The organism is Pseudomonas sp. TZ252, assembly GCF_056110345.1.
On sequence record NZ_CM148566.1, the window covers coordinates 1,327,314 to 1,349,471 of the forward strand.

At 67.1% G+C, this 22,158-nt stretch carries 15 protein-coding genes; 5 read left to right on the forward strand and 10 right to left on the reverse strand.

All coding sequences use genetic code 11. From position 1 onward, the window contains the following. Window positions 1-438: 438 nt before the first annotated feature. The 5 genes from ACYAF3_RS06160 to ettA all read right to left on the reverse strand — a co-directional run bounded on the left by ACYAF3_RS06160 (window position 439) and on the right by ettA (window position 7,227). Entirely contained in the window at window positions 439-1,716 is a 1,278-nt protein-coding gene (locus ACYAF3_RS06160) for an efflux RND transporter periplasmic adaptor subunit (protein ID WP_003103134.1), read from the reverse strand. Beyond that, a complete protein-coding gene (locus ACYAF3_RS06165) occupies window positions 1,706-3,187 on the reverse strand; it encodes a TolC family protein (RefSeq protein WP_003123404.1) in 1,482 nt (493 codons plus the stop codon). Before ACYAF3_RS06165 ends, ACYAF3_RS06160 begins: the two co-directional genes overlap by 11 nt. Then, the gene (locus tag ACYAF3_RS06170; protein ID WP_003103140.1) at window positions 3,180-4,373 is read right to left on the reverse strand and encodes an ABC transporter permease; all 1,194 of its coding nucleotides are present in this window, start codon (window positions 4,371-4,373) and stop codon (window positions 3,180-3,182) included. Before ACYAF3_RS06170 ends, ACYAF3_RS06165 begins: the two co-directional genes overlap by 8 nt. Next, on the reverse strand, window positions 4,370-5,056 hold the full coding sequence (locus ACYAF3_RS06175) for an ABC transporter ATP-binding protein (protein ID WP_003116280.1): 687 nt from the start codon (window positions 5,054-5,056) through the stop codon (window positions 4,370-4,372). The genes ACYAF3_RS06170 and ACYAF3_RS06175 overlap by 4 nt, the downstream gene beginning before the upstream one ends. Window positions 5,057-5,562: 506 nt before the next feature. Continuing rightward, on the reverse strand, window positions 5,563-7,227 hold the full coding sequence (gene ettA, locus ACYAF3_RS06180; RefSeq protein WP_003094829.1) for an energy-dependent translational throttle protein EttA: 1,665 nt from the start codon (window positions 7,225-7,227) through the stop codon (window positions 5,563-5,565). Window positions 7,228-7,337: 110 nt separating this feature from the next. Here ettA and ACYAF3_RS06185 point away from each other — a divergent pair, with 110 nt between their 5' ends. Together ACYAF3_RS06185 and escR are read left to right on the forward strand one after the other, a co-directional pair. Then, window positions 7,338-7,523: a hypothetical protein gene (locus ACYAF3_RS06185; protein WP_003161789.1), complete on the forward strand. Its 186-nt coding sequence runs from the start codon at window positions 7,338-7,340 to the stop codon at window positions 7,521-7,523. A gap of 196 nt (window positions 7,524-7,719) precedes the next feature. Next, window positions 7,720-8,238, forward strand: a complete 519-nt coding sequence (gene escR, locus ACYAF3_RS06190) for a TetR/AcrR family transcriptional regulator EscR (protein WP_003094834.1) — start codon at window positions 7,720-7,722, stop codon at window positions 8,236-8,238. A 50-nt stretch (window positions 8,239-8,288) separates the two neighbouring features. Here escR and oprJ read toward each other — a convergent pair whose 3' ends face one another. The 3 genes from oprJ to mexC are packed head-to-tail and all read right to left on the reverse strand — an operon-like array spanning window position 8,289 to window position 14,056. Continuing rightward, window positions 8,289-9,728: a multidrug efflux transporter outer membrane subunit OprJ gene (oprJ, locus tag ACYAF3_RS06195; protein ID WP_003116284.1), complete on the reverse strand. Its 1,440-nt coding sequence runs from the start codon at window positions 9,726-9,728 to the stop codon at window positions 8,289-8,291. A gap of 5 nt (window positions 9,729-9,733) precedes the next feature. Beyond that, a complete protein-coding gene (gene mexD / locus ACYAF3_RS06200) occupies window positions 9,734-12,865 on the reverse strand; it encodes a multidrug efflux RND transporter permease subunit MexD (protein ID WP_003116285.1) in 3,132 nt (1,043 codons plus the stop codon). A 27-nt stretch (window positions 12,866-12,892) separates the two neighbouring features. Next, window positions 12,893-14,056, reverse strand: a complete 1,164-nt coding sequence (gene mexC, locus ACYAF3_RS06205) for a multidrug efflux RND transporter periplasmic adaptor subunit MexC (protein WP_004352726.1) — start codon at window positions 14,054-14,056, stop codon at window positions 12,893-12,895. Between the two features lie 160 nt (window positions 14,057-14,216). Between mexC and nfxB the strand changes: the two genes are divergently transcribed. The 3 genes from nfxB to glyA all read left to right on the forward strand — a co-directional run bounded on the left by nfxB (window position 14,217) and on the right by glyA (window position 20,647). Further along, entirely contained in the window at window positions 14,217-14,780 is a 564-nt protein-coding gene (gene nfxB, locus ACYAF3_RS06210; RefSeq protein WP_003094842.1) for an efflux pump transcriptional repressor NfxB, read from the forward strand. A 243-nt stretch (window positions 14,781-15,023) separates the two neighbouring features. After that, the gene (gene morA, locus ACYAF3_RS06215; RefSeq protein ID WP_003146006.1) at window positions 15,024-19,271 is read left to right on the forward strand and encodes a cyclic di-GMP receptor MorA; all 4,248 of its coding nucleotides are present in this window, start codon (window positions 15,024-15,026) and stop codon (window positions 19,269-19,271) included. 122 nt (window positions 19,272-19,393) lie between these two features. After that, window positions 19,394-20,647, forward strand: coding sequence for a serine hydroxymethyltransferase (gene glyA / locus ACYAF3_RS06220; protein WP_003094846.1), 1,254 nt, complete (start codon window positions 19,394-19,396; stop codon window positions 20,645-20,647). A gap of 77 nt (window positions 20,648-20,724) precedes the next feature. On the opposite strand, the gene ACYAF3_RS06225 is transcribed toward glyA, so the two are convergent. Further along, window positions 20,725-21,105, reverse strand: coding sequence for a hypothetical protein (locus ACYAF3_RS06225; RefSeq protein ID WP_003121337.1), 381 nt, complete (start codon window positions 21,103-21,105; stop codon window positions 20,725-20,727). A gap of 22 nt (window positions 21,106-21,127) precedes the next feature. After that, window positions 21,128-22,132 (reverse strand): GTPase, encoded by a 1,005-nt coding sequence (gene yjiA, locus ACYAF3_RS06230; RefSeq protein WP_003094852.1) that lies wholly within the window; start codon window positions 22,130-22,132, stop codon window positions 21,128-21,130. Between the last annotated feature and the right edge of the window lie 26 nt (window positions 22,133-22,158).

A 22,158-nucleotide genomic window follows, 5' to 3' on the forward strand; every position in this document is an offset into this window, starting at 1 on the left:
GGATTCGGGAGAAGCTTTACCTCATGAGTCCTATCCGGTGCCGACGCTGACGGTCCCCACGACGAGCCGGGACAGACCGGATATCGGAAAGATCCGATAGGTTTGCCAACCCGCCGCACCTCGGAATGCCCGCCTGGCCGACCTCCGCGAACGCAGGCCTGACAGGGCTGGCAAACACCGCGAGGGGGCAGTGGACCAGTCAACGACGGGGGCCAGAGTACGGTCAGCGCGGCTCTGGAAAAGCCTAGCGAAAGAAGGGGGTTGCCCCTCCGAAGAAAGATCGGTGAACACCGTGGAGGGCGAACGAAGCGTCGTCGCGAAGGAATCCTGATACCTCTGTCAACATCCGCGTCGGGAAGAAACGCACCATGACGGGGCATACCTACCAGAATTTGCAGCTCGCGAAGCGACCCAGCCAACCCAAAGTTAGGTTGCCAACTATCGGTCGGACGATGACGGCACGCGAACAAGACCCGGCTGCAACTCGAACACCTCCACGCCCTCCGGCGTGGAGCGTCCGATCTTGACCTGTTGCGCCATCACGCTGGCGCCGGGAGCCTGGCGAACGTCCACGAACAGCCGGTCACCCTCGTGGCGTATCGCCTCCGGCGGCACGACGATGGCCTGTTCGTTGCGATAGGTGGTGACCGTCAGCTTGGCGCTCATTCCCAGACGAATCTTCTGCAACTGGCGGGGATCAAGCGGCGCTACCGACACCGTCACCTCGAACTGCGGGCTGCCTCCCTGGGCCATGCCGGGCAGAGCCTGACCACCGAGGGCGGCGATGACGCCCGCCAGCGTGGTGCCCTCGAAGCCGTCGCCACTGATTTCCACCGCCTGCCCTTCGCGCAACTGGTTGATATCCAGTTCGGAAACCTTCGCAGATACCTTCAGCCGCTCGACGCTGGCCAGGCCGAACAACGCCTGGCCCTGCCCCAGCTTGCTACCGGCCTGCACCGGTTCGCGGCTGCCCTGCTCGCCAGCCAGGCCGGGCGCCGCGACGACGATACCGGCAAAGGGCGCGCGCACCGTACGGCCATCCAGCTGGGCCTGCAGCGTCTCGTATTTCACGCTGGCGTTGGCCAGGTCCATTTCGGCGATCTGGCGATTCTCACCCTGCCCCTTGGCGCGGGTCGACTCCACTTCCCTCCGGGCCGCCTCCAGGTCCATGCGCTGCTGGCTGGCCTGTTGTTCGAGATCGTCGAGTTCGTTGCGCGGGACGATCCCGCGCTGGAACAGCTCGCGGGTCTCGCGCAACTTGCGCTCGGTGCTGCTCTGCGCCAGCTGCGCGCTGCGCAGGGCACGACGGACCCGCGCCATGTCCTCGCCACGCTCCCAGTCGCGCAGGTCCTGCAGGGTGCGACGGGCCTTGAGCAACGCCGACTGTGCCTCGCGCACCTGCACGGCGATCTCGCGGGTGTCCATGCGCAGCAGCTCCTGTCCTTCCGCGACCCGCTGTCCCGGCTCCACCAGCAGCGCCTCGACATTGCCGGCGAAGGGCGCCGCCAGGGTCACCACGCGCCCCGGTTCCAGGCGTCCGACCAGGCCGATCTGATGCACCAGCGGGGCCGCCCGTACGGCGACCCAACGCTCCCCTTCCGTGCGTTTCGCGGTGCCGCCGGCGAGGACCAGCCAGGCCAGCGCCGCGACAACCGCCAGGCCGGCGGCGAGCGACAATGCCGGCCGGCGCAGGAAGGAAAACCGGTCAGTGGTCATTGAGCGAAATCTCCCAGCTATCCAGGGTCATGCCGACGATCAGGTCGAGCTGCGTCTGCGCATTGAGAAACGAGATCAGGGCATTCAATTGGGTGTTCTCGACGTTGCGCAGGTCGGTCTCGAAGCTCAGCACCTGGAAGTTGCTCGAACGCCCGACGCGCAGCTTTTCCCGTTCGATCTCCAGCTTGCGCCGCGACAAGGCGGTGGCGCGCTGGGCGATCTGGTACTGGCGCCAGCGCGTGCCGAGGTCGCGCACCGCATCGATGACGTTCTGCTCCAGGGTCTGCCGGGCATCCTCGATCAGGATCTTCTGGTTCTCCACGTCGACCTGGGCGCGCACCTCGGCCTGCCGGCGGCTGAGGTCGCCGATGGGAATTTCCACCTGTACCCCGGCGTAGCTGTCCCAGCTGCGTGAATTGTCACCACCGCCCTCGCTGTAGCGGTCGCGGATCTGGCTGGCGCCGCCCACCAGCGAGACATCCCACAGGCGCTGGTTCTTCGCCAGCACCAGGTTGAGGTCGGCCTGGCGACTGCCGATCAGGCGTTGCAGGTATTCCGGTTGCTGCTGCAGGGCGGTCCTGATCGCCTGCTGGCGGTCGACCTCGATCGGCGTGGCGGCCAGCGCATCGCTGGCGCGGATTTGCGTCGACAGGTCCAGCGCCAGCAGTTGCAGCAGGGCCAGGCGTGCGCTGTCGACCTGGTTGGTGGACTCCTCGACATTGAGCTCCTGGCTGGCGACGTCGGCCTCGGTCTGCACGATCTCGAATTCGGCCATTCGCCCGGCGCGGATCATCGCCCGGTTGACCTCGAGCAGCTCCTGGGTCCGCGCCAGGGCTTCGCGAGCGATGCGCGCCTGCTCCTGGGCGCGCAGCAGCTCCCGGTAGGCGCCGATGACCTGGCTGATGGTCTGCGACACGCTGGCCTTGAGTTGCAGGCGATTGGCGTCTTCGGAGAGACGTGCCAGGCGCAGCGGCGCGGTGGTGACGTCCCAGCCCGCATCGCGCAGCAACGGCTGGACGACGGTCAGGTCGAGGCCATCGCTGCGGTAGCGCCCGGCCTCGTCGGCGGTGCGGAACTGCTTGACCCAGGCCAGGCTGAAGCGAGTGCCATATTCGCCAAGCAGGGTCGCGGTGGGCGAGACATTGCTGGTCCTCGTGCGGTCTTCGGTGGCGCGGTTGGCGCGATAGTCGCCGCGCACCACCAGCTTCGGGTTGAAGGCGTCGGCGGCGACGCGCAGGTCGAACTTCTGCGCGATCCGTTGCAGGTAGGCGCTACGGATTCCACGGTTGTTGCGCAGGCCAAGATAGACCGCGTCGCTCAGGCTGAGGTCGATCACCTGCTCGCTGAGCAGCACCGACCTGCCCTGCTCGCGGGCCATGCTCGGTACGTCCGGACTCAGCGCCGGGTTGAAGCTGGCCGCCACCGGAAGAGCGGCGACCAGCCACAGCACGCCCAGGCCCCACCTATTCATCGCGCAGCGCCTCGACCGGTTGCAGGCGAGCCGCCGAGACCGCCGGATAGAGCCCGAAGAACAGCCCCACCAGCAGGGTACTGCCCATCCCCAGCGGCAGGGCCGCGTAGGCCAGGGAGAAGGTCCAGCCGGAGAACCTGGCGTAGAGATACGCAGCCGCCACGCCGAGCACCGCGCCCGACAGCGCGCCCGCGGCGGTCAGGGTCACCGCCTCGATCAGGAACAGGTTGCGGATATCCCGCTGGCGCGCGCCCAGCGCCATGCGCACGCCGATTTCCCGGCGGCGTTCGGCGACACTCATCAGCATCACGTTCATCACTCCGACGCCGCCGCCGAGCAGGGAGATGATCCCCAGTCCGGCCAGCAGGTAGGTGAAGGTCCGGGTCTGCCGCTTGAGTCCATCGAGCACCTGCTGCGAGACCTGGACCTGCGCCTCGTGGCCGGGCAACCGCGCCGTCAGGGCCGCGCCCAGGGCCGCGCCGACGCTATAGACGTCCGCTCCCGGCGAGACCCGCGCCACCACATGGCTGACCTCGGCGGCCGGCTGCAGGCGCGGCATGCCCGGCGCCGGCACGAACAGCGAGTCGTTGGCGGCGAACGGCAAGAGAGCGGCGCTGGCCTGCGGCTGGAGAATGCCGATCACGCGAAACAGATAGTCGTTGACCGTCAGTTGCTCGCCGAGGCGCAGCGGATCGCCGGGCGCCCCCAGGGCCTCGGCGATTGTCGCGCCCACCACCACGTAGGTGTCGTGATCGTCGAAGCGCGAGAGGAAACGTCCTTCGCGCAGCCGCAGCCTGGCGGCAGCCGCGAGCCCGGCGCTGGCGCCGACGATACTGGCGTTGCTGGTGCGTCCGTGAAAGGTCACCGGCGCCGAGTACAGGCCCAGCGCCGCCAGGTGCTCCAGACCGGCCACGTCGCGGAGCAGCGGTTCGGTGTCGAGCGACGCCGGCATCGGCATCGGCGCCTGCGGGGCGAACGGGAACTGCACCACCAGGGTGTCGGTGCCCATGTCCTTGAAGATGCTCATCGCTTCGTCGGTCGCGTTGCTGCCGATGTTCAGCATCGCGATCACCGATGAACAGCCCATGACGATACCCAGCAACGCCAGCAGCGAGCGGCGCCCCAGCCCGCGAAGACTGGCGAGGGCCTCGTGAAGCAATTGCCGGGGCGACGGGCTGGCGCTCACCGGCAGGCCTCCGCCAGGTCCTCGTGCACCTCGCCATGCCGCACTGTCAGTTGGCGCCCGAGACGGGCCGCCAGGCCGGGATCATGGGTGACCACCACCAGGGTCACCTGGCGCTCGCGGTTGAGGGTGAGGAGCAGCTCCAGCACTTCTTTCGCGGTGCTCGCGTCGAGGTTGCCGGTTGGTTCGTCGGCGAGGATCAGCGCCGGCTCACCGACCAGCGCGCGAGCGATGGCGACGCGCTGCCGCTGGCCGCCGGAGAGGTCCGCCGGACGATGGCCGGCGCGCTCGGCCAGGCCGACCCGGGCGAGCATCGCCTCGGCCCGCTCCAGTGCCTCGCGGCGCGGCATCCCTCGATAGCTCAGGGGCAGCGCGACGTTGTCCAGCGCGTTCAGCCGCGGCAACAGGTTGAAGCTCTGGAAGACGAAGCCGATCAGGCGGTTGCGGATCGCCGCCAGTCGGTCCCCGTCGACGCTGAAGATGTCGTGCTCGGCGAAGCGGTAGGCACCGCTGTCCGGGCGGTCGAGCAGGCCGAGGATATTCAGCAGGGTGCTCTTGCCCGAGCCCGACGCGCCGACGATCGCGCAGCTTTCTCCGGGAAAGATGTCCAGGCAGACGTCTTTCAGTATCTGCAGCGGCTGCCCCCCCAGGAGGTAGCCCTTGCCGATCCCCCGCAGGGAGATCAATGATTCGTGCTTGTTTGTTGTTGGCATTCGCACCCGACCGCTCGCATCCCTTCAAGGCCCGCCCGGTCGTACCGCCGCAAGGCCGGCGATACAGGCCGAACGGCCATACTGCTGATGATGGAGACAGCGCACAAGCCGCCACCACCGGCAACGCTACCCCGAGGCGCCAGCGCCGAGCGAAGGTAGCGGCTGGTCCGCCCGGCCAATGCCGGTACTCGATTCCGCCGGGCTTCGCCATATGGCGCGGCCTCTCCGGGCAGGCGGTATTGAGCGCACGGATCGGCTGCGCAGACCACTAGCAGAGCTGACACCATCGCAGCCGTCGATGCACCCCCATCTTTAGTTAGGTGAAGGCTCAGGCATGCTGCGTGGGAGCCTCCCCCGGGTACCGCCGATGGAGGTGTCCCTGCGCAGTTCCCATGTTCCCCAGCGCATGGCTCGTTGAATTCCAGGCATGAAAAAACCGCCGGCCGGCAACGCCGGCGGGCGGTTTCTCGAGGGTGCGCTTACGCCAGTTTCTTGTAGCGCACGCGGTGCGGCTGGGCCGCGGCGTCGCCCAGGCGCTTCTTGCGGTCCGCCTCGAACTCGGTGTAGTTGCCTTCGAAGAAGGTCACCTTGCCATCGTCCTCGTAGGAGAGGATGTGGGTGGCGATCCGGTCGAGGAACCAGCGGTCGTGGGAGATCACGATGGCGGAGCCGGGGAAGTCCAGCAGCGCCTCTTCCAGCGCACGCAGGGTTTCCACGTCGAGGTCGTTGGACGGTTCGTCGAGCAGCAGCACGTTGCCGCCCTGCTTCAGGGTCAGGGCCAGGTGCAGACGGCCACGCTCACCGCCGGAGAGGTCCTTGACGAACTTCTGCTGGTCGGCGCCCTTGAAGTTGAAGCGACCGACATAGCTGCGCGACGGGACTTCGTAGTTGCCGATCTTGATCTGCTCGAAACCGTCGGAAACCTGCTCCCACACGGTCTTGTTGCCTTCCAGGCTGTCACGGCTCTGGTCGACGCTGGCGATCTGCACGGTCTCGCCGATCTCGATGGTGCCGGAGTCCGGCTGCTCCTTGCCGGTAAGCATGCGGAACAGGGTCGACTTGCCCGCGCCGTTGCCGCCGATCACACCGACGATGGCGCCCTTGGGAATGCTCAGGGACAGGTTGTCGATCAGCACGCGGTCGCCGTAGCCCTTGGTCACATTGTGCAATTCGATGACCTTGTCGCCCAGGCGCGGACCGGCCGGGATGTAGATCTCGTTGGTCTCGCTGCGCTTCTGGAATTCCTGCGACTGCAGTTCCTCGAAGCGCTGCAGGCGCGCCTTGGACTTGGCCTGGCGGCCCTTGGCGCCCTGGCGTACCCACTCCAGCTCGGCCTTCATGGCCTTGGCGTGGGAGGCTTCCTGCTTGGCTTCCTGGGCCAGGCGGGCGGCCTTGGATTCCAGCCAGCCGGAGTAGTTGCCTTCGAACGGGATGCCATGGCCACGGTCGAGTTCGAGGATCCAGCCGGCGACGTTGTCGAGGAAGTAGCGGTCGTGGGTGATCGCCACCACAGTGCCGGGGAAGTCGTGCAGGAAATGCTCCAGCCAGGCCACCGAGTCGGCGTCCAGGTGGTTGGTCGGTTCGTCCAGCAGCAGCATGTCGGGAGCCGACAGCAGCAGACGGCACAGCGCTACGCGGCGCTTTTCGCCGCCGGACAGGTGCTCGACCTTGGCATCCCACGGCGGCAGGCGCAGGGCGTCGGCGGCGACTTCCAGCTGGCGTTCCAGGTTGTGTCCGTCGGATGCCTGCAGGATCGCCTCCAGCTTGGCCTGCTCGGCGGCCAGGGCGTCGAAGTCGGCATCCGGCTCGGCATAGGCGGCATAGACCTCGTCCAGCCGCGCCTGGGCCTGCTTGATCTGGCCGACGGCCTCTTCGACGATGTCGCGCACGGTGGCCTGCGGGTCCAGCTTGGGCTCCTGCGGCAGGTAGCCGACGTTGATCCCCGGCATCGGCCGGGCCTCGCCTTCGATCTCGGTGTCGACGCCGGCCATGATCCGCAGCAGGGTGGACTTGCCCGCGCCGTTCAGGCCGAGCACGCCGATCTTGGCGCCGGGGAAGAACGACAGGGAGATGTCCTTGAGGATTTCACGCTTGGGCGGAACGATCTTGCCGACCCGATGCATGGTGTAGACGTACTGAGCCAAAACGAGCACCTCATGAAGAAAAGGAAAAAAACTCGGCCAAGTATATGACAGACCGAGAGAAAGCTGGCCAGCCACCCCGGTTTTCGTGGGGCGGGGCGCTTCGCCGGCGGATGTTCGCCGTCCGATTCCAGGCCGCTACGGTGACGCTGAGCAGCGTACTGGCCGCCCTTACCGTCTCCGCTACCCTCGTCCTGTCAAAGGCGTTCTGCCTGAGCGAGGCGGCGACCATCGCCCCGTGCGAGGTCTGGGTGGGCCTGGCACTGCTCGCGGCCATGGTGCTGCCGCTCAAGACCTGACGCGAAGCAAGGCGTGGGGAGATCCAGCCTGCTACAATTGATCCAAATCAGTCTCAAAAGAATAAAAAAAACCTCAAAAATGACACTCGCTCCCAGATCCGCCCAGCTACCCGACTCCCCGCACAGGGACAGTCTCGACCCAGCGCCAACCCCGTCGTCTCAGGACCAGCGCCTGCTCAAGGCCCTGGCCACCGCGATGGTCAATCATCCGCGCGCCACCATGGGAGAACTGGCGGAACTGGCAGGAGTGAGCAGGGCAACCCTGAACCGTCATTGCGGTACCCGCGAAGGTCTCAAGCGGCGCCTGGAAAGCCATGCCAGGAGTACCCTCGAACGCCTCACCCACAGCGCCGCCCTGCAGCGGCTGGAGCCGCGGGAAGCGCTACGCGAGCTGATCCGGGAACACCTCGCCCAGCGCGACCTGCTGGCGCTGCTGATGTTCGAGCAGAACCCGGGACGCCAGGCCGGGCATGGGGACGCCAGTTGGCAGTCCTATGTCGAAGCCCTGGACGCCTTCTTCCTGCGCGGCCAGCAGAAGCGTGTGTTCCGTATCGATATCAGCGCGGCGACCTTCAGCGAACTCTTCATCGTCCTGATCTACGGCATGGTCGATGCCGAGCGCCGCGGTCGCGCGGCCAGCGCCGGGTTGTCCGCCACGCTGGAGGAGCTGTTCCTGCGGGGCGCGTCGAACCCCGCACAACCTGCCAGCCCTTGAGCGGGCGGCAGTTGCCACCCGCTAGCACCGTTTCCCACACGTTTACCCGCTCAACTCCTGCCGCCTCGATGTACCACCAGGCTCCGTCCCTCGTCCCAGCCTCCGCCGAGCGCGCGGAACAGGTCGACCAGGGCGATCTGCCGCTGGGTGCTGCCGTCGATGAAGGCGATCTCGTTGAGGAAGCTGCTGCGCTGCGCATCGAGGTAGCGCAGGTGGTTGTCGACGCCACTCTCGTAGCGTGCCTTGGCCAGCTTCAGGGCTTCGTTGCTGCTGTTCGCCAGGGCGCGCAGGGCCTTCTCTTCGCGACGCAGGGTATCGCTGGCCGCCAGGGCGTCGGCGACCTCGCGGAAAGCGGTCTGGATGGTCCCCTCGTAGGCGGCCACCGCCGAATCCTTGCGCGCCTCGGCCAGGCTCAGGTTGGCACGGTTGCGCCCGCCATCGAAGATCGGCAGCGTCAGCGTCGGCAGGAAGCTCCAGGAGCGCGAGCCGCCATCGAACAGGCCGGACATTTCCGCGCTGGAGGTGCCGAAGCTGCCGGTCAGGCTGATGCGCGGGAAGAACGCCGCGCGCGCCGCGCCGATATCCGCGTTGCGCGCCCGCAAACGATGTTCGGCGGCAAGGATGTCCGGGCGTCGCTCGATCAGCTCGGACGGCGTGCCGGGAGCGATGTCCTGCAGCAGCTTCGGCCGCTGCCCCGGACTCCGCGGAATCGCCTGCGCGGCATCGTCGCTACCCAGCAGCAACACCAGCGCGTTGAATGCCTGCTGTTTCTGCCGCAGGTTGCGCTCCTGCTCGGCGCGCGCCTGCTCCACCAGGCCAAGGGCTTCCTGGTAGTCCAGCGCGGTGGCGGCGCCGGCCGCGCGGCGCTGGTCGATCAGGGCGAAGGAATACTCGCGGCTGACCAGGGTCTGACGGGTCAGCGCCAGGCGCCGCAGGGCGCCGTCGTAGCTCAGGTAGGCCTGGCTGACCTCGGCGACCAGGGCGATCCGTGCCGCGCGCGCTGCCTCCTCGCTGGCCAGGTACTGTTGCAGGGCTGCGTCGGTCAGGCTCTTGACCCGACCGAAGAGGTCCAGTTCGTACTCCGGCAGGGCCAGCCCGACCTGGTAGCTGCTGGCCACTTCCGAGCGATTGCCGGCGGACAGGTCGGCCGGCTGCCGCTGGCGGTTGCCGGTGGCAGCGGCATTCAGGCCCGGAACCCGGTCGGCGCGCTGGATTCGGTACTGCGCGCGGGCCGCCTCGATATCCAGGAGGGTCTGGCGCAGCGAGCGGTTGTTATCCAGGGCCACGCCCACCAGGCGGCGTAGTTCGGCATCGACGATGAAACTCTTCCAATCCAGCGTGTCGATCGCCGCGCCCTGGCGCTGGGCGGCGGCGCCGCTCCAGCTGTCGGCCACCGGCGCGGCGGGACGTTCGTAGGTCGGCGCCATGGAGCAGGCACCGAGGGTCAGGGCGATCAGCAGCGCCGATACGCCGAAAGCAGGTTTGCGCATCTCGTTCACTCCCCGGCCGAAGCGGCCTGTTCGATGGGTGCCGGCTTGCTGCGCAGCAGCGACAGCAGCCAGACGAAACAGATAGGTACGAACAGCACGCCGAGGAAGGTGGCGCTGAGCATCCCGCCGATCACTCCGGTGCCGATGGCACGCTGGCTCGCCGCGCCGGCACCGCTGGCCAGGGCCAGGGGTATCACGCCGAGGATGAACGCCATGGAAGTCATGATGATCGGCCGGAAGCGCAGGCGCGCGGCCTCGATGGCGGCGTCGCGCAGGCTATGCCCCTGCTCCCAGAGTTCCTTGGCGAACTCGACGATGAGAATCGCGTTCTTCGCCGAAAGACCGATGATGGTGATCAGGCCGACCTTGAAATACACGTCGTTGGACATACCGCTGACCATCACCGCGAGCACCGCGCCGATGGCGCCGATCGGCACGATCAGCATCACCGACAGCGGGATCGACCAGCTCTCGTAGAGCGCCACCAGCAACAGGAACACCACCAGGATGGCGAGGGCGAACAGGCTGGTGGCCTGCCCGGCGGAGACCTTCTCCTGATAGGACAGGCCGGTCCACTCGTAGCCGATGCCGGCCGGCAGCTGCGCGGCCAGGCGCTCCATTTCCGCCATGGCTTCGCCGGTACTGAAGCCGGGCGCGGCGTCACCGACGATGCGGATCGACGGGTAGCCGTTATAGCGCACCAATTGCACCGGTCCCTCTTCCCATTTCACGCTGACGAAGGCGCTGAGCGGTACCAGGTTGCCAGCAGCGTTAGGCACGTATAGCTCGAGCACGCTTTCCGGGGTCATCCGGTTGCCCTGTTCGGCCTGGATCACCACCCGCTGTTGGCGCCCCGCATTGGTGAAGTCGTTGATCACCTCCGAGCCGAAGGCAGCGGACAGCGTGCCGCTGATGGTCTCGAAGCTCACCCCCAGGGCACGGGCCTTCTCCCGGTCGATCAACAGGCGCAGTTGCGGCGCTTCGGCCAGTCCTTCCATCATCGCGTAAAGGAATTTCGGGTTGGTCTGGATCTCGCCAAGAAGAGTATCGCGAGCCTGCAGCAGCGCTTCGCGGCCGACCCCGCTACGGTCCATCAGGCGCAATGCGAAGCCGCCGGAGTTACCCAGACCGTTGATCGGTGGCGGCGACACGGCCATGACCGTGCCATCGTCGGGCAGCGCGAAATGCTCGTTCAGCGCGGCGATCTCGGCGGCGGCCGACTGCTCGGCGCCTCGCTCGGACCAGTCCTTGAAGGTCGGGAAGGCCAGCGCGGCATTGTCGCCCTGGCCGGAGAAGCTGAAGCCCGAGATCAGGAACACCGAAGCCACCGCCTCGCGGGACTTGAGGAAGCGCTCGAGCTCCTCGCCGGTGGCATCGGTGCGCACACGCGAAGCACCAGGCGGCAGTTGCACGTCGACCACCATGTAGCCGAGGTCTTCCGCCGGCACGAAGGCTTCCGGCAGGCGCAGGTAGAAGTAGCCGAGCATGGCCACCAGGCCGGCGTACACCAGCATGAAGCGTCCGGCGCGCGCCACCAGCTTCGAGTTGAGCAGCGAATAGCGCTCGGTGACGCGGGCGAAGCCACGGTTGAAGGCGCCGAAGAAGCCGCGCTTCTCGTGGTGCCCTTCGGGAATGGGCTTGAGCAGCGTGGCGCACAGCGCCGGGGTGAAGGTCAGGGCGAGGAAGCCGGAGAACAGGATCGAGACCGCCAGCGACACCGAGAACTGCTGGTAGATCACCCCCACCGAACCGGCCATGAAAGCCAGCGGCAGGAACACCGCCGAGAGCACCAGGGTGATGCCGACGATGGCGCCGGATACCTGCTTCATCGCCTTGACCGTGGCCTCGGCCGGGGAAATCCCCTCCTCCGCCATGATCCGCTCGACGTTCTCCACCACCACGATGGCGTCGTCCACCAGGATGCCGATCGCCAGGACCATGCCGAACATGGTCATCATGTTCACCGAGAACCCCAGCAGGTACATCACCATCAGCGTACCCAGCAGGCACACCGGCACCACGATGGACGGGATCAGGGTGTAGCGGACGTTCTGCAGGAACAGGAACATCACCAGGAACACCAGGACCATCGCTTCGATCAGGGTGTGGATCACCTTCTCGATGGCCACGTCGACGAAGCGCGAGGTGTCGTAGGGCACGCTGTACTGCATGTCCTCGGGGAAGAACGCCGACAGTTCGGCGAGACGCTGTTTCACCAGGGTAGCGGTCTGGATCGCGTTGGCCCCGGGCGACAGCTGGATCGCCCCGCCCACGGTGGGCGTGCCGTTCAGTCGCGAGGAAATGTTGTAGCTCTCCTTGCCGAGTTCCAGGCGCGCGACATCGGCGAGCCGGACCAGCGAGCCGTCCTCGTTGGCGCGCAGCACTACCTGGCCGAACTCCTGCGGATCGTCCAGGGTGCCCTTCACCGCCAGGGTCGCCGTCAGCTCCTGCGCGGAACTGCCCGGTGCGCTGCCGAAGGCGCCGGCCGGCACCTGCACGTTCTGCCCGCGGATGGCATTGCTCACGTCGTCGATGGAGAGGCCGAAGCCCACCAGCTTCTGCGGATCGATCCAGACCCGCATGGCCGCCTCGGAAGAGAAGAATTGCAGCTTGCCGACGCCCGGCAGGCGCCGCAGCTCGTTGTTGATATTGCGCGCGGCGTAGTCGCCGAGGGCGGTGGTGTCGCTGCGCTGAGCGCCTTCCTTGTAGCTGAGCGCATAGATCAGCAGGAAACCGGCGCTGGTCTGCTCGACCTGCAGGCCCTGGGTCAGCACCGCCTGCGGCATGCGCGCCTCGGCTTTCTTCAGGCGGTTCTGCACGTCCACCTGGGCCAGGTCCGGATCGGTGCCCGGCTCGAAGGTGACGACGATCTCGGCGGTGCCGTTGGAGTTGTTGGTCGACTCGAAGTAGAGCAGGCCCTTGGCGCCGTTCAGCGACTCCTCGAGCACACTGGTGACGGAGTCCACCAGCACCTTCGCCGAGGCGCCGGGATAGGTGGCGGTGATGGTGATCTGTGGCGGCGCGACATTGGGGTACTGCGCTACCGGCAATTTGGAAATGACCAGCAGGCCGGCCAGGGAGATGAACAGGGCCACCACCCAGGCGAAGTTCGGCCGCTTGATGAAGAATTCGGACATCGGAAAATCCTCGGGGCGAACCCGCCCTTACTGTTGCGGCGCAGGTGACTGGGCTTGCGCCTGGGCACCATCCGGCTTCGGCACGATCTTCACCCCCGGCTGCACCGCAGCCAGGCCGCCGACTATGACCCGGTCACCCGGCTCCAGGCCCTCGGTGATCTGCCAGCGCGAACCCTGCATGACGCCGGTACCGACGCTGCGCGCCTCGGCGCGCTCGTCGGCGCCCACCACCATCACCTGGGCGCTGCCGTCGCTGGAGCGGTGCACGGCCCGTTGCGGCACCAGGATCGCCTGGTTGTCGATGCCCTGGGGCGTACGTACGCGCACGTACATGCCCGGCAGCAGGACCCCGTCGGGGTTGGCGAACTTGCCGCGCAGGGCGATCTGGCCGGTGCCGCGATCCACCGCCACGTCGGCGAACTGCAACGCGCCCTGGCGCTCGTAGGGCGTCCCTTCGACGCGCAGGGTCAGCGCCTGGCTGTCGCCGGCGGCCAAGGTGCCTTTCTTCAGGGCGTCGCGCAGGCGCAGGGCCTCGGCCGCGGTCTGGGTGAAATCCGCATAGATCGGATCGAGCTGCTGGATACGCGCCATCAGCGTCGCCTCGCCCTGCCCGACCAGCGCGCCCTCGGTCACCAGCGCGCGGCCGATGCGCCCGGAGATCGGCGCAGTGACCGAGGCGTAGCCGAGGTTCAGGCGCGCGGTCTCCAGGTCGGCCTGGGCCGAGCGGGTCGCCGCCTCGGCGCTGCGCAGGTCGGCGGTGGCGGTATCGAAGTCCTGCTGGCTGACCGCCTGGATCTTCACCAGCGGCTCGTAGCGACGCACCCGCGCCTGCGCCTCGAACAGCACCGCGCGGTTCCGCGCCAGCTCACCTTCGGCGCGCGACACCGCAGCCTTCAGCGGTGCCGGATCGATCTGGAACAGCAGGTCGCCAGCCTTGACGTCGGCGCCCTCCTCGAAGCGCTTCCGCACGACGATGCCGGCCACCCGCGCGCGCACCTCGGCGACCCGCACCGGTTCGATCCGCCCAGGCAGTTCCGAACTCAGCGCCAGGGGCTCGGCCTGCACCGTCAGGACCTCCACCGGCAACACCATTTCGGCGGCCTCCTGTCGCTCTTCCGCCGGCCCACAACCCGCCAACGCGATGGCCATAGCCAACGCCCCGATCCTTCCTATTGCACGCAAATCAGCCATGACACACCCGACCGTTGATTGAAAACGGATCGAATGGTACTTTTTCGAGCTAATTGAGTCAATATTGTCTCAAATGATCTTTTGACAGCTAATTCCTTTGGACGCGAGGCCAGTTTTCTGCACAATGCGCACAATCAGAAAAACCAACCGGGACCCATCGATGACCCTGATTTCCCATGACGAGCGACTCATCAAGGCGCTGGCAGTCGCTATCGTCGACCGCCCGCGAGCGACGCTGAAGGAACTGGCCGAGGCGGCCGGCGTAAGCAAGGCCACCCTGCACCGCTTCTGCGGCACGCGGGACAACCTGGTGCAGATGCTCGAGGACCACGGAGAGACCGTACTGAACCAGATCATCCAGGCCTGCGACCTGGAGCATGCCGAGCCTCTGGAGGCGTTGCAGCGCCTGATCAAGGAACACCTCACCCACCGCGAGCTGCTGGTATTCCTGGTATTCCAGTACCGCCCGGACTTCCTCGACCCGCACGGCGAAGGCGCACGCTGGCAGTCCTACCTGGAAGCGCTGGACGCCTTCTTCCTGCGCGGACAGCAGAAAGGCGTGTTTCGCATCGACATCACGGCGGCCGTGTTCACCGAACTGTTCATCACCCTGGTCTACGGCATGGTCGATGCGGAACGTCGCGGACGGGCGGCCAGCTCCAATTCCGCGCATACCCTGGAGCAGATGTTCCTCCATGGCGCCTCCAATCCGGCTCGCTCCTGACCCTCGCGCCCGCGGCGGCGCCCCTCTCGTCGCCGCATGGCACGGACCGATCCGCGTGCCGTCGACTTCGGCCGCCCGGAGGCCTGCTCGACACTCGGGAAGATCAGTCGTCACCGGTCCTGCGACAAAGTGCCTCGACAGCCGGAAAGGACCGTGACGCTCGTCGGCGATACTGGCACTTGGCCTTGCTTCCGGGCATCCTAACTGTCTACCGAATCACACCTCCCCCAGGAATTCCGGTCAGTGTCGACCCCCTCGCTAACCCCGTCGCCGCCTCCCGCCGGCGACCCACTGACCGTACCCGACCGACCGGCAGCCAAGGCTGGCCTGCTGTTGCTGGTCCTGTTGATGCTCGGCCTGCTGCTCTGGCAGATGAGCCAGGAGCTGCGCCAGCAGGAACGCTTCGAACACGAGCGAGCCGCGGCCCAGCTCGATCGTCTCAACGACCGCCTGTCCCTGACCCTCGAACTCAAGGCGCGCACCGCCCTCGCCCTGCTCCCGGGCGTGCCCCCCAGCGAGCGTGGCGAGATCCAGGGCAGGCTGTTGCCGCGCATCAGCGATGCGCTGCCGCAGGTGCGCCAGTTGCAATGGGTGGACAGCGCCCCGCAGACGGACAGCCCGTCGCCGGAAAGGACGCTGCCCGAGCAGTTGCGCCAGCACGCCGGCTCCGGCCTCTACCACTATTGCCTCGACCCGCGCGACGGCGAATCCCTCTACCTGACCCTGCGCGAACCCGGCAGCCGCCGCGACAGTGGCTTCTGGCTGTTGCACCTGGCCAGCGACAGCCTCGCCCAGTGGAGTCCCGACCTGCCCACCGGCAACCTGCTCTGGCGCCTGGAAGACCAATACGCCGGGCGGGTGCTCTGGCATACCCCGGGGAGCACGGCGCTGCTCGACGACATGCAGACCCTCGGCGTGGAACCGCTGCGCAACAGCGACTGGCAGCTTCGCGGGCTCTACGACAGCACGCGAGTGCGGCTCGGCCTGCTGCCGGGAATCGGCGGCGAGCTGGCGATCTTCCTCCTGCTGGTCGGCGTCACCGTGTACATGCTGCTGCGCCTGCACCGCGAGCAACAGGGCCTGCGCGCCATGACCCTGGCCTCGCAGCGCAGCCTGCGCCAGGCGGCCACGGCACTGGCGGCGATCGACGAGCGGGTGCTGGTGACCCGCGCCGACGGCCGCCTCAGCTACCTCAATCCCCAGGCCGAACGCCTCTTCGGCATCAGTTCGGCCCAGGCCCGCCAGCATCATCTGCTGGGCCTGCTGCCGGACCTCGAGCCAGGCTGGCTGACGGACGCCGGTGGCGACGGCGAGACCCGTAGCGAGCTGCTGCCGCTGCGGGTGCGCGGCGAGCCGCGGACGTTCACCCTCAGCCGCCATCCGCTGGCCAGCTATCCGGCGCTCGCCGACCAGGCCTGGACCCTCCGCGAGCAGATACTCCAGGGCGGGCAGGTCTGGGTGTTGCGCGACGTCACCGAGGAACAGCACGCCCTCGGCGTCCTGGAGGAAACCCGGCGGCGCTACCAGGACATCTTCGAAGGGGTCGGCGTGGCCCTCTGCGTGCTCGACCTCTCCGCCCTGCGCCAGGCTCTGGTGGAGCAAGGCCTGGACAGCTGCGCCGCACTGCGCGCCTGGCTCGCCGGCGAACCCGGGCGGCAGCAGGCGCTGCTGGAGCGGATCCGCATCACCGAGATCAACGATGTCAGTCGCCGCCTGCTGCAGATCGATTCCACCGAACAGGCCTGGCAGCGCTTGCTCGACCACGGCCCGCTACAACCGGACAGCCTGCGCCTGCAGGTGATCGAGGCGCTCATCGAACGCCGGCCGGTACTCGAACTGGAAGCCACGCTGCGCTGCGGCAAGAGCACGCCGCGGCACCTGTGGTTGCAACTGCGCCTGCCGGAAAACCCCGGCGAATGGCATGCGGTGACCCTCAGCCTGTCCGACGTCACCAGTCGCAAGGAAGTCGAACTGTCGCTGATCGAGCGCGAGAAGTTCTGGTCGGACGCGGTCCAGGCGGTGCCCGATACCCTCTACATCCACGACCTGCACGCGCGCCGGGTGATCTTCAGCAACCATCACCTGGGCCAGCAACTGGGCTACAACCAGGAAGAACTGGCGCGGATGGGCGAGAACTTCTGGGAAACCCTGCTGCACCCCGACGACCAGGAATACTACTGGCGCATCCGCAACCTGCAGCACGTGGTCGGCGACGGCCTGCTGCTCGACAGCCAGCTGCGCTGGCGCCACCGCGACGGCCGCTGGCACTGGTTCGACATCCGCGAGCAGGCCTTCAGCCGCGACCGCAGCGGTCGCGTGGCGCGCCTGATCGGCGTGGCCAAGGACATCACCTTCACCGTCGAGGCGAACAACGCGCTGCGCGAGAACGGCCGACGCTACCGCATGCTGGCGGAAAACATCAGCGACGTGATCTTCTCCACCGACGCCGAGCTCAACGCCAGCTACGTCAGCCCCTCGGTACAGCACGTGTTCGGCTACAGCCCGGAATGGGCGCTGCTCAACGGCCTCCACCAGACCGCCACCAACCCGCGCCAGCTCGGCCGCCTGAACGGCCTGCTGCGCCGCGTGCGGCACGCCATCGGCGACCGCCAGAAGCTCGCCGAGCTGCGGGAAAACCCTGGCCAGCATCTGTTCGCCCTCGACTGCCTGCGCGCCGACGGACGCAAGATTCCCATCGAACTGCGGATCGTCCTGATGTGGGACGAGCACGACCGCTTCGAAGGCCTGCTCGGCATCGCCCGCGACATCAGCCAGCAGCGCCGCGCCGAACGCGAGCTGCGGATGGCGGCGACGGTATTCGAACACTCCACGGCGGCGATCATGGTCACCGACCCGGCCGGCTACATCGTCCAGGTCAACGATTCCTTCTCGCGCCTGACCGGCTACAGCCCGGCCGACGTGCTCGACCAGCAGCCGCGCCTGCTCACCGCCGACCGCCAGGAAGCCAACCAGCTCAAGCACGTGCTCGCCAGCCTGCAGCACAGCGGCAGCTGGGAAGGCGAGATCCTGCAGAAGCGCAAGACCGGCGAACTCTATCCGTCCTGGGTCGGCATCACCGCGGTGCGTGACGAGGAAGGCGACCTGGTCAGCTTCGTCTGCTTCTTCAGCGACATCAGCGAGCGCAAGGCCAGCGAGCGGCGCATCCACCGCCTGGCCTACTACGACGCCCTCACCCACCTGCCCAACCGCACGCTGTTCCAGGACCGTCTGCATACCGCCCTGCAGCAGGCCGAGCGCAACGGCCAGTGGGTGGTGCTGATGTTCCTCGACCTCGACCGCTTCAAGCCGATCAACGACTCCCTCGGCCACGCCGCCGGCGACCGCATGCTGCAGGAAGTGGCGACCCGCCTGAGCGCCTGCGTCAGCCAGGACGATACCGTGGCGCGCATGGGCGGCGACGAATTCACCCTGCTGCTGCCTTCCCAGGGCGACCGCGAGATCGCCCTGAAACGGGCGATCCAGGTCGCCGAGCTGATCCTCGGCCGTCTGGCCCGGCCGTTCACCCTGGAAGGCCGTGAATTCTTCGTCACCGCCAGCATCGGCGTGGCCTTGTCGCCCCAGGACGGCGCCGAACTGAGCCTGCTGATGAAGAACGCCGACACGGCGATGTACCACGCCAAGGAGATGGGCAAGAACAACTTCCAGTTCTACCAGGCCGAGATGAACGCTCGCGCCCTGGAGCGCCTGGAACTGGAAAGCGACCTGCGCCGCGCCCTTGAACTGGGCGAGTTCGTCCTCCACTACCAGCCGCAGTTCACCGGCGACGGCCGCCGCCTGACCGGCGCCGAGGCCCTGCTGCGCTGGCAGCATCCGCGCCGCGGACTGGTTCCGCCGAGCGAGTTCATTCCGGTGCTGGAGGAGATCGGCCTGGTGGCCCAGGTCGGCGACTGGCTGCTGGCGGAAGCCTGCAAGCAGTTACGCAGCTGGCACAAGGCCAAGGTGCGGGTGCCAAAGGTCTCGGTGAACCTCTCGGCACGGCAGTTCGCCGATGGCCAGTTGGGCGAGCGGATCGCCGCGATCCTCTACGAGACAGGCATCCCGCCGGCATGCCTGGAGCTGGAACTGACCGAAAGCATCCTGATGAGCGACGTCGCCGAGGCCATGCAGATCCTCTCCGGGCTCAAGCGCCTCGGCCTGGCCATCGCGGTGGACGACTTCGGCACCGGCTACTCCTCGCTGAACTACCTCAAGCAGTTCCCCATCGACGTGCTGAAGATCGACCGCAGCTTCGTCGACGGCCTGCCCCACGGCGAACAGGACGCACAGATCGCCCGGGCGATCATTGCCATGGCCCACAGCCTGAACCTGATGGTGATCGCCGAGGGCGTGGAGAGCCAGGCCCAGCTGGACTTCCTTCGCGAGCACGGCTGCGACGAGGTGCAAGGCTACCTGTTCGGCCGGCCGATGCCCGCCGAGCAGTTCGGCATGCTCTACGCCAGCGACGTGCTGTTCATGTTCAACGAGGGCTGAGCCGCCGTGCGGCGCGCTTGAGCGCCGCTTGTCCGCGACATGATGGCCTTTCATGTGCCAGCACCCGCCGCATGGGTTAGAATGCGCGCCTTTTCCCAGCACCGATCCTTATGAGGACCGCCATGTTCAGCCGTGATTTGACCCTCGCCCGCTACGATGCCGAACTCTTTGCCGCGATGGAGCAGGAAGCCCAGCGCCAGGAAGAGCACATCGAGCTGATCGCCTCCGAGAACTACACCAGCCCGGCGGTGATGGAAGCCCAGGGTTCGGTGCTGACCAACAAGTACGCCGAAGGTTATCCGCACAAGCGCTACTACGGCGGCTGCGAGTACGTCGATATCGTCGAGCAACTGGCCATCGACCGCGCCAAGCAACTGTTCGGCGCCGATTACGCCAACGTCCAGCCGCACGCCGGCTCCCAGGCCAACGCCGCGGTCTACCTGGCCCTGCTGTCGGCCGGCGACACCATCCTCGGCATGAGCCTGGCCCATGGCGGCCACCTGACCCACGGCGCCAGCGTCTCCTCCTCCGGCAAGCTGTACAACGCCGTGCAGTACGGCATCGACGCCAATGGCCTGATCGACTACGACGAAGTCGAGCGCCTGGCCGTGGAGCACAAGCCGAAGATGATCGTCGCCGGCTTCTCCGCCTATTCCCAGGTCCTCGATTTCGCCCGCTTCCGCGCCATCGCCGACAAGGTCGGCGCCTACCTGTTCGTCGACATGGCCCACGTCGCCGGCCTGGTCGCCGCTGGCGTCTACCCGAACCCGGTGCCGTTCGCCGACGTGGTCACCACCACCACCCACAAGACCCTGCGCGGTCCGCGCGGTGGCCTGATCCTGGCGCGCGCCAACGAGGAGATCGAGAAGAAGCTCAACTCCGCGGTATTCCCCGGCGCCCAGGGCGGTCCGCTGGAGCACGTGATCGCGGCCAAGGCGGTGTGCTTCAAGGAAGCCCTGCAGCCGGAGTTCAAGACCTACCAGCAGCAGGTCCTGAAGAACGCCCAGAGCATGGCCCAGGTCTTCCTCGACCGCGGTTTCGACGTGGTTTCCGGCGGCACCCAGAACCACCTGTTCCTGCTCTCCCTGATCAAGCAGGACATCACCGGCAAAGACGCCGACGCAGCCCTCGGCCGCGCGTTCATCACCGTGAACAAGAACTCGGTCCCGAACGATCCGCGCTCGCCGTTCGTCACCTCCGGCCTGCGCATCGGTACCCCGGCCGTGACCACCCGCGGCTTCAAGGAAGCCGAGTGCCGCGAGCTGGCCGGCTGGATCTGCGACATCCTCGAGAACATGGGCGACGAGTCCGTGGTCGACGGCGTACGCGAGAAGGTCAAGGCGATCTGCGCCAAGTTCCCGGTCTACGGCAACTAGGCGACAAGGCAAGACGAAAGAGCCCGGCAAATGCCGGGCTTTTTCATTTCCTCCGAGGGAGGAGGCGCCGGGTAGCGTTATCGCCGGTCCTCGACATGGATCACCGCCAAGGCCTCGGCATCCTCGCCCCGCCGGGAGCGGCCGTGCATGCCGACGAGCAGCTCGCCGGCGTCCTCCTCCAGTTCCTCGCGAGGGACGAAGGTAAGGATGTCCGGGTGATGCCCGGTCACCACCCAGCCGCGGCCGTTGTCCAGGGTGATCACACCGAAGTCGCCCGCCGGCGTGCCGACCTGTACCGCTCCCCACTCGGCCAGCAATGCCCGCGCCTGGGCCGCGAGGTCCGGCTCCGGCTGCGTGAGGATCACGCAAGTGCCCTGGGCGAACAGCACCCAGGATTTGTCCGCGCCACGGATGCAGTCCCGCCAGGCGCCGATCAATGCGTTCCTGTCCATTTCCACGCTCCTTTGGCGTCGATGCGCCTCAGCGGCCTTCGACGATGCGTTCGAAGCCCTCGCGGATACTGTCCTCCGGCAGGTTGTCGCCGATGAACACGATCACGCTCTCGCGCGCCTCGTCGTCCCGCCACTCGCTATCCCAGTCGAAGCCGTAGAGTCGCAGCACGCCCTGGAACACCAGGCGACGCGGCTCGTCGGCGATGTTCAGCACGCCCTTGTAGCGCAGCAGGGAATTGCCATGCCACTGCAACAGGTCGTCCATGAACTCGCTCAGCCTTTCGAGATCGAGCGGCGTGTCGCTGCGCAGTACCAGGGTGCCGATGCGATCACGGCTGTCCTTGGCTGCCACCGCTCGCAGCGGGCGCAGGCCGATGCCAGGACCGAGGTCGGCGTTGAGGTTGAAGCCACGTACGTCGAGCAGGTGCGCCAGGTCGATGCGGCCGTGCTCGACCACATGCACCAGCGCCCTCCGGTTGATCCGTTGCAGGCGCTGGCCCAGGGCCTCGAAGGTGGCGGCGTCGACCAGGTCGGTCTTGCTCACCAGGATGCGGTCGGCGAAGCCGACCTGGGCCTGGGCGATGGTTTCCTGCAGGTGACGCTCGGCGTTGGCGGCGTCCACCAGGGTGATGATGCCGTCCAGCACGTAGCGCTGGCAGAGTTCCTCGTCGGCGAAGAAGGTCTGCGCCACCGGCGCCGGATCGGCCAGGCCGGTGCACTCGATCACCAGGCGGTCGAAGTCGATTTCGCCGTTGTCGCGGCGCTCCAGCAGGAGGAACAGAGCCTTTTCCAGGTCGGTGTTGATCGAGCAGCAGACGCAGCCATTGGACAGCGTCATCACCTGCACCGGCTCGACGCCGAGCAACTGGCCGTCGATCGGCGTCTCGCTGTACTCGTTCTCGATCACCGCGATCTTCATGCCGTGCTCGGCCTGCAGCAGGTACTTGAGCAGGGTGGTCTTGCCGGCGCCGAGGAAGCCGGTGAGCACGGTGACGGGGATCGGGGCGTGGTTGTCGTTGGCTACTTCGGACATGCGCAACTTCCAGAAAAGACGCGGGC